The 12,793-nt window shown below is 48.9% G+C and carries 11 protein-coding genes; 10 read left to right on the top strand and 1 reads right to left on the bottom strand.

What is annotated here, in order from left to right; genetic code table 11:
- Window positions 1–38 precede the first annotated feature (38 nt).
- The 10 genes from SPSPH_RS17010 to brnQ all read left to right on the top strand — a co-directional run bounded on the left by SPSPH_RS17010 (window position 39) and on the right by brnQ (window position 11,055).
- A complete protein-coding gene (locus SPSPH_RS17010) occupies window positions 39–1,568 on the top strand; it encodes a response regulator (protein ID WP_198930988.1) in 1,530 nt (509 codons plus the stop codon).
- A gap of 127 nt (window positions 1,569–1,695) precedes the next feature.
- Entirely contained in the window at window positions 1,696–2,322 is a 627-nt protein-coding gene (locus tag SPSPH_RS17005) for an ABC transporter ATP-binding protein (RefSeq protein ID WP_075757058.1), read from the top strand.
- Window positions 2,297–2,974, top strand: coding sequence for a heme exporter protein CcmB (locus tag SPSPH_RS17000; protein WP_075757059.1), 678 nt, complete (start codon window positions 2,297–2,299; stop codon window positions 2,972–2,974). Before SPSPH_RS17005 ends, SPSPH_RS17000 begins: the two co-directional genes overlap by 26 nt.
- A gap of 14 nt (window positions 2,975–2,988) precedes the next feature.
- Complete coding sequence (locus SPSPH_RS16995) at window positions 2,989–3,648, top strand: cytochrome c biogenesis protein (RefSeq protein ID WP_075757060.1); 660 nt, start codon at window positions 2,989–2,991, stop codon at window positions 3,646–3,648.
- Window positions 3,645–4,016 (top strand): cytochrome c maturation protein CcmE, encoded by a 372-nt coding sequence (locus SPSPH_RS16990; protein ID WP_075757061.1) that lies wholly within the window; start codon window positions 3,645–3,647, stop codon window positions 4,014–4,016. Before SPSPH_RS16995 ends, SPSPH_RS16990 begins: the two co-directional genes overlap by 4 nt.
- Window positions 4,013–6,211, top strand: a complete 2,199-nt coding sequence (gene ccsA, locus SPSPH_RS16985; RefSeq protein WP_075757062.1) for a cytochrome c biogenesis protein CcsA — start codon at window positions 4,013–4,015, stop codon at window positions 6,209–6,211. The genes SPSPH_RS16990 and ccsA overlap by 4 nt, the downstream gene beginning before the upstream one ends.
- Window positions 6,212–6,252: 41 nt before the next feature.
- A complete protein-coding gene (locus SPSPH_RS16980) occupies window positions 6,253–6,726 on the top strand; it encodes a cytochrome c3 family protein (protein WP_075757063.1) in 474 nt (157 codons plus the stop codon).
- Window positions 6,719–8,002, top strand: coding sequence for an ammonia-forming cytochrome c nitrite reductase subunit c552 (locus SPSPH_RS16975; protein WP_075757064.1), 1,284 nt, complete (start codon window positions 6,719–6,721; stop codon window positions 8,000–8,002). The genes SPSPH_RS16980 and SPSPH_RS16975 overlap by 8 nt, the downstream gene beginning before the upstream one ends.
- Before the next feature lie 277 nt (window positions 8,003–8,279).
- Window positions 8,280–9,431, top strand: a complete 1,152-nt coding sequence (locus SPSPH_RS16970) for a hypothetical protein (RefSeq protein ID WP_075757065.1) — start codon at window positions 8,280–8,282, stop codon at window positions 9,429–9,431.
- A 259-nt stretch (window positions 9,432–9,690) separates the two neighbouring features.
- On the top strand, window positions 9,691–11,055 hold the full coding sequence (gene brnQ, locus SPSPH_RS16965; protein ID WP_075757067.1) for a branched-chain amino acid transport system II carrier protein: 1,365 nt from the start codon (window positions 9,691–9,693) through the stop codon (window positions 11,053–11,055).
- Between the two features lie 209 nt (window positions 11,056–11,264).
- Here the strand turns inward: brnQ and SPSPH_RS16960 are convergent, their stop codons facing one another.
- Window positions 11,265–12,665 (bottom strand): IS1182 family transposase, encoded by a 1,401-nt coding sequence (locus SPSPH_RS16960; RefSeq protein WP_338738114.1) that lies wholly within the window; start codon window positions 12,663–12,665, stop codon window positions 11,265–11,267.
- Window positions 12,666–12,793: the final 128 nt, after the last annotated feature.

Genomic DNA, 12,793 nt, shown 5'->3' with positions numbered 1-12,793 from the left:
ATAATGTTCAGGGATAAGCTGAGGGAGGTACTGAGTAGGTGAAAGAACAGTTTAAAATATTGATGGTCGATGACCGTCCGGAAAATCTGATGGCTTTGGAGGCGGTGCTGGCAAGTCCCGACTATCTTTTGGTGGGGGTGACATCCGGCGAGGGGGCGCTAAAATGTCTGCTAAACGACGATTTTGCGCTGATTTTACTGGATGTGCAGATGCCGAACCTTAACGGCTTTGATACAGCTAAAATTATTCGCACAAGGCAAAAATGCCAGAACATCCCGATTATTTTCATAACCGCCATCAGTCAAACCGAGGAAAATGTCTTGGAAGGCTATGACTCGGGTGCTGTTGATTATATTTTCAAACCCTTTAATCCCCAGATCCTGAGAGCCAAAGTGGATGCCTTCCTGCGGATGCATCATTGCCAGCTCAAGCTGGTACAGCAGCGGGAGATGCTTAAACGCCAAATTGCCGAGATGGATAATCTTAATGAACAATTGACCAATACTACGCTGGAATTATGCCGCAACGAAATACTGCTGGAAAGTATGGTGGCCGAGCGGACTCAGCGCATCAGCAGCATCCTGGAAAGCATCAAGGACGGTTTTTTTGCGGTAGATGCCGATTATAAATTTACCTATGTAAGCAAGGCGGCAGAGCCCATCCTTGGCTGGTCGCGCCAGGAACTGCTGGGCAAGACACTGTTTGAGGTATTAAGCCATAATCCGGTTCTTACCGAACAGCTTGTTGCCGTTTCAACCGGTGAAAGTGAGGAGCCGGTATGTTTTGAAAGTGCCTGCCTTTTACCGGAACGCTGCTATGAGGTGCGGGTTTATCCGGCCAAGAACGGTCTGTCTGTTTATTTGAACGATATTACGGAACGCAAACTAATTGATAAGGAAATGGCCCGCCTTGACCGTCTCAACCTTATCGGTGAAATGGCGGCAGGAATTGCCCACGAAATACGGAATCCGATGACAACCGTACGCGGTTTCCTGCAATATGCGAAAAGCGGCAAGGCGGCTTTATCGCCGGCCAATCTTGATCTGATGGTGGAGGAACTGGACCGGGCCAATAGTATCATTACCGAGTTTTTAAGTCTGGCTAAAAATAAGAATACCGATAAACAGCTGCAAAACTTAGGGAATATCATTGAATCCCTGCTGCCGCTGATCCGTGCCGAAGCCATTCTGGACGGGAAAACTGTAGTTGAAGACATTGGCCCCCTTACCGACTTTCCTTTTGATGCCAAAGAAATCCGGCAGCTTATCTTAAATTTGGCGATGAACGGCTTGGAAGCAATGCAGACTGGCGGGACAATGAAATTGCGCGCCTATGAAGAAGCGGGAGAGGTTGTACTGGTCGTCGAGGACCAGGGCTCGGGGATTGAGCCGGATATTCTGGTTAAACTGGGAACTCCCTTTTTCACTACCAAAGATACCGGTACCGGTCTGGGGCTGGCTATTTGCTTCAGCATCGCTGCCAGGCATCAGGCGATTATTGATATAAAAAGTAGTGAAACGGGAACTGCCATCTATGTGCGGTTTAAGCTGGCATCCTGCCAGTCCTGAAACAAGTGAATACCATTTAGAATAAATGATAAAATTCTGACACAATAGTCAGTCTTTTATCATTTTAATTATGTGATGAGAATGGTATAATAACATTATTATGGGAAATATTGTTTGGAGCAACCATATGAGGCAAACAATGGAAATTTATCTGGAGAATATCGGCAAAAGATTTGGCGGCAGAATACTGTTTGAGAATATTAATGCCCGGTTCAGGGCAGGACAGTGCCTGGCAGTGACCGGACGCAACGGCTCCGGCAAGTCCACCCTGCTTAAAATTGTTGCCGGACTGCTGCGTCCCAGTGCCGGTCAGGTGCGCTTTCTGGATACCCAGGGCGCCGTGCTCAGCAAAGAGCAGCAACTGGCCTGTATTGGCATGGTAGCGCCGGATATGGCCATGTATACGGCATTAACAGGTATTGAGAATATTCTTTTTTGGACAAAAGTAAGAGGTGTCTCCTGTACCCCGGCAGAAGCTGCGGTCTTCTGCCAGGAGGCCGGCCTGGGCCGGGCGGGATTGGCGCCGGTGCAAACCTACTCTACCGGGATGCGCCAGCGGTTGAAACTGGCTGTGGGCAAGTCCCTGGAGCCGTGTGTCTGGCTGCTGGATGAGCCGTCTTCCAATCTGGACACTGACGGTAAGGCCTATGTACAGAATTTAATGGCAGATGCCCTGCGCAATCAGGCTGTTATATTGCTTGCGACCAACGAACCGGAGGAGGCCCGGTATGCCACCGATAAAATTGAACTTTAGCAGGGCGGTATGGGCAATAATTGCCAAAGATGCAGTCTGTGAGTTTCGGACAAGGTACGCTGTTGGCGCCTTGGTTATGTTTGCACTTACGGCCTTGTCCAGTGTCAGCATGACGCTGGCCGGGGCGGCGCTGCCGCCGGAATTTGCCGCCGCGTTATTGTGGGTAGTGATGTTCTTCTGCGCTATGGCCGGTCTGGCCAGGGTGTTTGTTCAGGAGCAGGAGGCCGGTACCTTATTGGTTCTCAGACTATATGCCACCGGTATGGCTGTATATTTTGGCAAGCTGTTGTTTAATCTGGTTTTATTAGCCGGATTGACCTGCCTGGTGGTACCGCTGTTTATCATGTTTTTGAATGTTGCGGTGGGGGAATGGCTGTCCTTTGCCTTGATCCTGGTGCTTGGCATTGCTGGCATTGCGGCAGTATCCACCCTGACGGCGGCCATGGTCATGTATGCACAGGGGAAGCATGCTGTTTTTACAGTCCTTACTTTTCCGGTGCTGCTGCCGCAATTTTTGAGTGTTATCAGTGCTACCGCCAAGGTGCTGGCCGGTAGTGCGCCTGAACTGCGGGAATTTGTTTTTATGGCAGGCTATGATGCCGCTGTCATAGCCGCAGGTATACTGTTATTTGATTATTTGTGGCAGGATTAAACATAGGAGGGTATATGGACTCAAAAAGATTTGACGCAATCCTTGCAGTATGCCTGGCCGGAGTGGTCTACGCCGTCTTTTATCTGGTGCCGCCGGCCGAGGGGCTGGGTTATCTTGTCCGGATGGCTTTTTTTCATATCCCGGTAGCCTGGGTATCGGTGCTGGCCTTCCTGGTGTCGGCGGTAACTGCCGTTCAGTATCTTAGAACCCGTAGCCTTAAATTTGATTCGATCAGTGCCTGCTCGGCCAAATTAGGACTGATTTTTTGTCTGCTGGCCACCGTGAGCGGGGCGGTGTTTGCCAAACTGACCTGGGGCGCGTATTGGAACTGGGATCCCCGGCAGACCACCGTTTTTATCTTACTCTTGATTTATGGCGCTTATCTGGCACTCAGAGCAGCTATTGAGGAGGAAGAGCGGCGGGCGGCCATCGCGGCGGTTTACGCCCTGCTATCCTTCCTTACGGTGCCGTTTCTGGTGTTTATCATTCCGAGAATGTATTTTTCCCTGCATCCGGAACCGGTGCTCAACAGCGCAGGCAAAGTGGATATGGACCCCATCATGCTGGTGGTGCTGCTGGCTGCTGTTGGTGCCTGTACCGCGCTCTACGGCCTGTTATTGGCCAGAAGTGTTGCCGCACAGACAATGTTGTCAAAAAGGGGGACCCAGCTATGAACAAACACCGGGTGATTTGTCTGTTGATTATTGTCGGCTTTATTGCCTATAGTGCCTTCGCGTTCAATGACTCAGTCACTCCTTATGTTACTTTCGCGCAGGCCAAAGCCACGCAAAGTGCTGTTCAGGTTAAAGGTACACTGGCCGGTTCTCAGATAACTCAGGCCGGGGATGGCAGGTCGATCCGTTTTATGCTGCGGGATGACGCCGGAGAAGAGGCGGCCGTTGTTTACCGGGGCGTACAGCCGGACGGTCTGGAGCAGGCCACAGGTATTGTCGCAATTGGTAAATACAGTGACGGTGAGTTTCAGGCCGATAAACTGTTAGTAAAATGTCCTTCGAAATATCAGGGGAGTGTGAATCAATGATTGGCTATGGTGCAATCGTCTTAGCGCTACTCGTAACCATGACGGCAGCAGTCTGCTCCGGCGCAGCGGGAATGGTCAGGAAGGCCGGCAGGCAAAGCTGGGAGCAAAACGGCCGGGTGTGCTATCAGATATCGGCCGGACTTATTGGTATCGCTGCCGTATATCTGCTGTATCTCATTTTGGGAAATCGATTTGAATATGCCTATGTATTTGGCTACACCTCCCGTGACTTGCCGCTGGCATATAAATTCTCGGCCTTTTGGGCCGGGCAGGAAGGCTCCTTTCTGTTATGGCTGGTGTTTCATGCGGTATTTGGCCTGCTTCTGACCCGCAAACCGGCAGCCCCGGCAGGCACTATGGCGGTATATAGCTTACTGCAGGCAGTACTGCTCATTATGCTGCTGGTGAAAAGCCCGTTCATGATGCTGGCAGAGCCCCGCCTGGACGGGGCCGGCTTAAATCCGCTGCTGCAAGATCCATGGATGGTTATTCATCCGCCGGTGCTGTTCTTAGGGTATGCGGCGCTGGCAGTGCCTTTTGCCTATGCCATTGACGGCATGCTGACAGGAAAGCATCAAGAATGGCTGCGGCCGGCTGCGCCGTGGGCGCTGTTTGCCCTGTCCACTCTCGGTGCCGGGATGTTTATCGGCGGTTTTTGGGCGTATAAGGTATTAGGCTGGGGGGGTTACTGGGCCTGGGATCCTGTGGAAAATTCCTCACTGGTTCCCTGGCTGGCTGCCGGAGCCCTGGTGCATCTGCTGTTTTTGGCTAAGGTCCGCCCTGGTGCGGTTAAAGCCGTTTATGCCGGTGTAATTTGCAGTTTTTCCCTGGTGTTATATGGAACTTTTCTTACCCGCAGTGGTATTTTGAGCGATTTTTCCACCCATTCGTTTGCCGATGAAGGGGTAGGCGGACTGCTGGGATTGACAGTGCTGGTGGTGGCATTTCTGGCATTTGCGCTCTATATTGCCAAATTGCCCGGCATGCCGTCAGGTGAGCTCTATCCCGGGCTTGCCAGCCGGGAGTTTACCCTGGCGCTTACGGCGCTGCTCTTAGCCTTTTTCGGCATCCTGGTGTTTGTCGGTATGTCTACGCCGCTTGTCACCATGGCCTTTGGCAGCCCCAAGAGTGTTGGCAGTGCTTTTTATAATAACGCCGCCCTGCCGTTGGCTGTTGCCATGGCGGCGGCCCTGACGGCAGGACCCTTGCTTGGCTGGGGCCGTACACAAACAGGCAGTCGCAAACAGTATATCTGGCTGGCGCTGTTTTTCCTGGGCGGGCTGCTGCTGGCCGGCAGTCTTACCCTGTACCGGCCGCTGATCATGCTTACCGTTGGCCTGGCGTGCGCCGCCACCGCGGCTAACGTCTATGGCGCCTATACCCGGAAAATCTCTGTTGCCGCCGGCTTTAGCCATATCGGTGTGACGGTTATGCTTGTGGGGATTATGGCCTCAGGCGCAGGCAGCCAGTCGGCTGTTGTCACACTTATTCAGGGCCAGTCGCAGACGATTTTGGGAGAAAGGGTTATTTTTGCCGGCACAGAACCGGCGGCAGGCGGCGCCGGCTTTCATCATACGTTTCACGCCGGTTTGGATAAAACCGAGGTCAGGTCTTTGACCAAACTTAACAGTCAGGGAGCGCCTGCTGCCCGGGAACCGGGCATTTACCGGACTTTGCTTGCCGATATGTATATTGCGCCTATCCCGCAGGAGGATGCTGACCACGGACCGGAGCTGACACTGGTCAAAGGCCAGCCTTTTACCCAGGAAGGGGTAGACTTAACCTTTATTAAATTTAACATGGCCGGTATGGATGGTTCGGGGGACGTCCGGGTGCAAGCCATAATCGAAGTGGCTGCCGGTGGGCAGACCCAGGAAGTACGCCCTGAATTGACCAATCGCAACGGGTATATTGTCGGTTCGACAGTGAAAGCCCTTGACCGGTATGTGCTGCACATTACCGGGCTTAAGCCGGGGGAAGGCAAAGTGACTGTAGAATTTAAAGACGAAAAAGCGGCGCCCCAGGCCGCAGAACTGGAAAAACTGGAAGTTGAAATCAGCCGTAAACCGTTAATTAACCTGGTGTGGCTGGGAGCGGCGCTGATAACTGCCGGGGCAGGCTGGGCGGCCTTTAACGCTCTGGCAGGTTATAACCGGCAGGTAAACAGGGGTCAGGGTCCTGCTGCCAGGACCTAAAATAAAACCCAAATAACTAGGTGGGAGAGGAGGGGGATGTTTTGGATACTGGTCAATTCCTTAACCGTAACGCTTTAAAGATTGCCCTGGCAGTCTTGGTGCTTGCGGCGGCGGGAATGCTGGTGGCCGGAGCCGGGTACGCGTACTCCGATAGTCCGCAGTTTTGCGGTTCGTGCCACTCTATGGCCGAAAGCACAGCCAGCTGGCAGGCATCAAACCACAAGCAGTTTAAGTGTACTGACTGCCATTTGCCGCAACAGAACTTAGCGGTCAAAATGATCGTGAAAGCCAAGACCGGTATGAACGACACTTATCATGAAGTGCTTAGAGATTATCCCGCAACTATGGTGATATCAACCCAAGGTAAATCTATCGCGAATGACAACTGTCTGCGCTGCCACCAATCGACAATCGAAAACACTGCCATGGCAGCCGGCGGGCAGGATTGCATTAAATGTCATCGCGGCGTAGTCCATGGCACGAACAAGAGCAAAGGAGGGATAAAGGTTGAATAAACTGCAAAAATCTTTAATTGCCCTGCTGGCTGTATGTCTGCTATTCTTTGGGTTTGTTGTCGTCCGCATCGGAGTAGCCAAACCTGCTTCTGCTGTTAAAGTTGCCGCTATTCCGGCAGGGGAAATGGACCCGGCAGTGTGGGGGAAGTATTACCCGCTGCAATATGCCAGCTATCAGAAAACAGCAGAAGGGGCACCTTCGCCAACAGGGTATGGCGGCAGTGTCTTAGTGCAAAAATCACAGATGCAGCCGGAAATGCTGACCTTGTTTAAGGGGATGCCTTTCAGCAAGGATTATGCAGAAGACCGTGGCCACATTCATGCCATGGAGGACTTGCGTGAGACTAAGCGGATTGGACCGGCCAGCAAAGGAGCCTGTATTACCTGCAAAACTCCTTATGTGGAACAAGCTTATAAAGAGCATGGCTGGGATTATGCCAATAAACCCCTTACTGAAATGATGGATAAAGCCAAATTCTCCGTTGCCTGCTCGACCTGCCATGATCCGGCGACCATGAACCTGCGGGTTATCAACCCGGCGTTCATTGAAGCCCAGGCCGCGCGCGGCATTGATGTAACCAAGGCATCACGGGAAGACATGCGCAGTTTTGTGTGCGCGCAGTGCCATTCCGAGTATTACTTTGAGCCAGGCACCACCAAAGTGGTGTTCCCTTGGGACAAAGGCCTCAAACCGGCCGAAATGTACGCTTACTATAGCGAAACGCCGCGAGGCTTTGTTCAGGACTGGCAGCATCCTGATTCCCAGGCCGCCATGCTCAAGGCGCAGCATCCTGATTATGAATTGTTCTCCACCGGCAATCATGGTACCGCCGGAGTTTCCTGCGCCGATTGCCACATGCCCTATACCCGCAAAGACGGACAAAAATATACCTCACACTGGGTAACCAGTCCGCTCAAAACTCTGGATGATTCCTGTACTCCTTGTCACAACCAGGGCACAGCCTGGCTGCAGGAACGGGTAAAAACCATCCAGGATCAAACCTTTGAACTCCAGCATATGGCTGGGCAGAATATCGTCAAAGCGCATCAAGCCATTCAGGCGGCGGCCGCCCAACCTGGCGCCGACCAGGCCGGACTGGCAAAAGCGCGTGAACTGGTGCGTAAAGCCCAGTTTTACTGGGACCTCCTGGCAGCCGAAAATAGCATGGGCTTCCATAACCCCTCTCAGGCGTTAAATACCCTGGGGCAGGCCAACGAACTGGCCCATCAGGCTATCGAAGCCGCTAATACAGCAGCAGGAATAAAGATGTTTTAAATGTAGAAAAGGGCTGTGGTTTTTCCACAGTCCTTTTCTATACGTGCGCCCGGCGGGTGCGGGGGCAGGCTTAAGTTATAAAAAAAATTGACTTATAATAAATGGTCTGTTAAGCTGGGATAGGACGCAGTTAGCCAAATTATTACAAATTGATTCAGCCAATATAGAGGAGTTGGCAAGAGTTAATTGAGTGGGATGAAGAGCAATAAGTCAATCTTGCATATAACTTAAGCCTGACCCTGATCTGCTCGTAATTTTATTTGTGGGGAGAAAAGAAATGCTAGAAAAAAAGACAGAAACAAGTTCGTTGTGGATCGCCTTTTCTATGGCGACAGTGTGGTTTTCCACACATTGCGGCGGCGGCTTTGCCACCGGTAATCAAGAGGTTAACTTTTATGTGAAATATGGCTGGCTAAGTGCGGTACTGCCGTTTATTGCCATGTTCTTTGTCGGCTGGCTTTGCAGAAATGCCATGGTTCTCGCTAAGGATCATCAGGTCCATGATTACAAAAGTTTTTCAACCATACTGTATCACCCCTACGAGAAGTTCTTTTCACTCATCTTCGAGTTGTGCGTTATTGCCACGATGTTCATTGCCATCAGTAGCTCCATTGCCGGTGCGGGAGCCTTGCTCCTGAATACCCTGGGCATTCCTTACTTTGTGGGTATTTCCGTCTTAGGAGCTGTCTTACTGGGTTTAACCATTTTCGGAGCCGAGCTGATTATCCGTGTACTACGCTACAAGGCATATTTCCTTATCGTTACCCTGATTTTGTTGGCGTATCTTGGACTGGAAGCCGGTGCTGCCAAATGGCAAAACTTTATCGCAACCAAGGAAACCTTTGGCACCGATCCGTGGGAGGCAGTGCTGAAAGCTGCATTGTATGTCGGCTTTCAGAGTATTAACATCGTAGCACTTATTTCTGTTTCTCATAAAGTTACCACTACCAAGGAATGCAACTACTTCGGTCTCTTTGGTTTCCTGCTGAACGGCGGCTTCCTGGCTATCATGTGCATTATGCTGCTTGGCTTTGCACCGGAAGTGCTAAAGGAAACCTTGCCGGTATATTACGCAACAAATCAACTGGGGCTGCCCTGGCTGAAGATCGTATATAGCGTGATTCTCTTTGTAGCTCTGATTGGCACAGCTCTATCTTTTACATACACCTCAGTAGCTCGCTTCGAGAAGGTTTTGGAGAGGACAGGCATGTTCGAGAGCGTTCGTGTACGCCGCATGATTGTTTCTATTCTGACTATTGTACTGTGTACCGGAGCTTCGGTATTCGGCTTAACCGCGCTTGTGGTCAAAGGCTACGGCACAGTGGGGTATATAGGCCTGATATTCATTGTGCTGCCGCTGTTGACGGTTGGCACATATAAGATTAATAAGAACGCCGCTCTGCGCAAGGCGCAGGGAATTGTGGAATAGAACAAGCAAAAGCAGCCAAATGGCTGCTTTTTTTGTTATATCAAAGAACACAACGGGACGGTTTGTTAAGGGTTCAATCGGTTTACTTTATCTTTGGCAGACTTTCCTCCTTCCTGCTATTGGGAATTATGCCTGTTTTCGCAGTCTGGCGGTTGGTGACAAAAAACGTTTATTGAATAAATTTTCGAAAAGATATATAATGCAAAATGCGGCCAAAGGGGCCACGACAAGCTGCAAATTGAATTAGGAGTGGATTTTATTGGATCAACGGTTGTCCTTGTCGTCCTATCTGTTTATTGGTTCTATGTTATTTGGTTTGTTTTTTGGTGCCGGCAATTTAATTTTTCCTGTGCATATGGGACAAGAAGCCGGAAGCAATGTTGCAGCGGCCACCATCGGCTTTCTTATTACCGGGATAGGGCTGCCATTTTTAGGAATTGTAGCTATGGGCGTATCTAAAAGCAATGGTTTGTTTGAACTGGCCAGCCGTATTCATCCCACCTACGGATATTTGATGACCATCGCCTTGTATCTGACTATCGGGCCTTTTTTTGCTCTACCCAGAACAGGGACGGTTTCCTATGAAATTGGACTGGTGCCATTTATTCCAGCCGAGTATCACGGAATAGGACTGGCTTGCTTTACATTGGTGTTTTTTATGGTCGCATTGTTTTTTTCATTGCGCCCGAGTGAAATTCTAACCTGGGTGGGAAAAGTTCTTAACCCGTTATTTTTGCTTTTTTTAGCTTTTTTAGTTGTTGTCAGCTTCTGGCAGCCTATGGGAAGTATTTCGGTTGCCGACGTTCATGGTCAGTATGCCACCGATCCTTTTTTTAAAGGCTTTACGGAAGGCTATAACACAATGGACGCTTTGGCTTCGCTTGCTTTTGGTATTATTGTTGTTCAGACACTGAAAGGGTTAGGGGTTCAATCGCCCCGCGGCATCGCGATAGGTACGCTGAAGGCAGGTACTGTGACTGTTGTTCTGATGGGTTTGATTTATGGCTGCCTGGCGTATATTGGTGCAACTAGTGTGGGCCAATATGAGGTCTCAAAAAATGGCGGTATTGCGCTGGCGCAAATTGCCAATTATTATTTTGGCTCGCTGGGAAGTATTTTGTTGGCAATTATTGTTACGCTGGCCTGTTTAAAAACTGCCATTGGTTTAATTACAGCTTGTGCGGAAACCTTTCAGGAATTGTTTCCGGGATCACTTAGTTACCGGTCTTATGTGCTGGTGTTTACTGCTTTATCCTGTCTGATTGCCAATGTAGGACTAACCCGGATAATCTCTCTGTCTATTCCGGCATTGATGTTTTTGTATCCGTTAGCTATTACCTTGATTTTGTTGGCACTCTTATCGCCGCTGTTCAAAAACCGGCAGACTGTTTATGTACTGGCAACGTTAGGCGCGCTACTTATCAGTATTGGTGATGCGCTTAATGCCATGCCGGAATTCATTAAGAACAAGGAGGCAGTGCAAAGTATTCTCGTCAGTTACCAGCAATTTGTCCCATTTTTTGATATAGGGATGGGCTGGGTTATACCGATGATAATTGGCTTATGCCTAGGCTGGGGTATTAGCGTTTGCAAAGAATTAACCAAGAACGCTGCAGAGGGTTAACCAGCGATTTACTATTTATCTGTGCTGAGAGATGTGCTTCTTTGTGTTAAAAACATTTAAGGGCACATCTTTTTTGCGGGTATAAGTGGGACAAGGGGACAGCAGACTGTGTGAAATATCCTCTCACGCCCTCTAATAAAGTAGCTTAAAATACAAAATGCTAGGCAAATCGTTAACTTTTGGTTGAACTGAATAGCATCTAGCGGGATTTAGGCTAGAGCCGGAGATTTTCTAGCAGTCAATTTTGCTAATACTTCTTTCGTCCCCAGGATAGATATAACACGCCTAAGGTTATACGATAAAAAAGACAAAGAAAGCTCCCCTGTGACTGAGCGCTTACGCTTAGTCAGGAAATAATACGCTCCCCATCCTCGTTTAATTGTTCCAAAAACATGTTCAATGATCATTTGCCGTAATCGGTATTTATCTTTATTTTTCTCAGTCTTTAGATTAATCGTATCTAAAAAGTCTTGGTCTATATGCCGAAAGATACTTCGACCCTTTGCACTTCGAGTACAGCGTTCTTTTACCGGACAAGAGGAACAGGCTGCATAATTTCGGTATTCGTAACCAATAACGCCTTTTTCCTTACTGGTTCTCTTCTTGGCAAAATATAACTCAATTCCTCTGGGACACCGATATATATTTTCCTCTGCGTCGTAATGAAACTTATCCGGGTAAAACTCTTTATCTCCGGTCCCGTTCGAATATGTTTGTTTCGCGACATACGGAGTGATATGATTTTTTACGCATGTTTTGAGGTCGTCAACCTTGTAATATCCTTTATCTGCTACCACTTCGAGCTCTTTTTTTTCAAGCACCACTTGGGCACGCAAGGCCATGTTAGCTAACTCACCCAAATCGTTGGCCTGTGTTGTTACTTTGAAGTCTGCCACTAATTTGTGTTTGGCATCGACTGTGGTCTGTACATTGTAGCCTACATCTACTGTATTATTGTTATTGGACATAAGTCGAGCATCCGGGTCTGTTGTAGAGACTTCACTGCAGCCTTTTTTATCTATCGTTTCTTGATAAGCCTGATAGGTTTGTTTTCGATTACGAAGTTCTTGAATTCGCTGTTGTACTTCTTGTACCGACAGCTTACGTTCCTGAGTCTCCGCGTTATCCGTTGTCTCTAGTTCTTTCATATAGGTTTCAATTTTTTCATCGATATACCGGATATGACGTTCCAGTTTTTTGGCACTATAATTATTCTTTTTGCTATTACAAGCTCGCATTTTAGTCCCATCAATCGCCACTAACTCTTTGCCATATAGGCCCCATTCATCGCACAGGCGTACGAACTGGCGAAACACCTTTTTGAGGGCGAGTTTATTATTTTTGCGAAAGTCCGCAATGGTTTTATAATCTGGTTTTAGTTTTTGCAATAGCCAGATGACTTCTAGGTTTCGTGCTGCTTCTTGCTCAAGCCTGCGCGATGAGCGGACCCGGTTTAAATAGCCGTATAAGTATAATTTTAATAAGACTTTTGGGTTATAGGGAGGGCGCCCGAAAGTGGGGCTAGTCGATCGCTCAAATGCCAGTTCCAACACATCAAGCTGTTCCACGAACGCATCTATAATGCGAACTGGATTATCTTCGTGCGTAATCGTCGATACTCTCGGGAAGCAAAATTGTTTGTCCTCTTTCTTCGCCTTTTATATAGCCCATACTCTCACCCTCTCAATCAGTATACAACTATATTTTAACATATTTGTAATTTGATATAATTTTTAAA

Origin of the sequence: Sporomusa sphaeroides DSM 2875, from assembly GCF_001941975.2 — a bacterium.
In the GTDB taxonomy this organism is placed as follows: domain Bacteria; phylum Bacillota; class Negativicutes; order Sporomusales; family Sporomusaceae; genus Sporomusa; species Sporomusa sphaeroides.
The sequence above is the reverse complement of the archived record's forward strand: the minus strand, read 5'-3'. Positions and strand labels throughout refer to the sequence as shown.

Bases quoted from the DNA above. Each gene is read 5' to 3' on its own strand.
- SPSPH_RS17005 (WP_075757058.1), top strand. From the start codon at position 1,696: ATGAGGCAAACAATGGAAATTTATCTGGAGAATATCGGCAAAAGATTT.
- SPSPH_RS17000 (WP_075757059.1), top strand. From the start codon at position 2,297: ATGCCACCGATAAAATTGAACTTTAGCAGGGCGGTATGGGCAATAATT.
- SPSPH_RS16995 (WP_075757060.1), top strand. From the start codon at position 2,989: ATGGACTCAAAAAGATTTGACGCAATCCTTGCAGTATGCCTGGCCGGA.
- SPSPH_RS16990 (WP_075757061.1), top strand. From the start codon at position 3,645: ATGAACAAACACCGGGTGATTTGTCTGTTGATTATTGTCGGCTTTATT.
- ccsA (WP_075757062.1), top strand. From the start codon at position 4,013: ATGATTGGCTATGGTGCAATCGTCTTAGCGCTACTCGTAACCATGACG.
- SPSPH_RS16970 (WP_075757065.1), top strand. From the start codon at position 8,280: ATGCTAGAAAAAAAGACAGAAACAAGTTCGTTGTGGATCGCCTTTTCT.